This is a genomic window from Prevotella sp. AM42-24, from assembly GCF_003461825.1.
Lineage (GTDB): Bacteria > Bacteroidota > Bacteroidia > Bacteroidales > Bacteroidaceae > Prevotella > Prevotella hominis.
Genome location: NZ_QTXV01000079.1, coordinates 1 through 683, shown reverse-complemented (window position 1 = coordinate 683; position 683 = coordinate 1).

Here is a 683-nt window from a genome sequence, read left to right as displayed (position 1 = left end):
CTTTTAAGTGAAAGAATAAGCCGAAAAACGCTCCTTAAATAGGGATTTCTTATCATAGTATAAATACACAATAATTGTTCCCTCTCTATTTTACGTATTACTGCCTATGGTTGATTCAACTCCCATGAGTTAGGATGTATAAGTCACTCATAATAAAGTACTTAACTCCGCCACTTGGGGGTAATTCTAATTCTCTCTATATGTTTATCAGCATCTAAAATGTTCCGTATTTCATATCTTTTGGCAAAGATAATAAATCTTTTATATCATATCGAATTTTATTATTTTTTTTATCGTAAAAGCAGAAAATAGCTATTTTGGGGTATAAGAAGTCCTATTTTTGATGGCAAAACATCCATTTTAGAGACAAGAAAAAGCCCTCCATTTGCAGTTTTGGGCTGAATATTTTACAGAATTGAATAGAGAAGACAATAGATACAGATGCTGATTGTTAGTATATTTTATCTTTATTGCACTTATAAATGTGTTGCAAACAAAATAGTTTAGATTACATAACACATTGACAATCAACAACATAAGCAATCACAACAATTAAAAAAAATCTCCTATCAAGTAGCATTCTGGTCAAAATGGTCAATGTCATTGTTGGTCATTTTATAAGAAGTATTGGTCATTTTTTTCTATGGGGGTGTGTCATAAGTCTGTGACGCACCCCTTTTAAT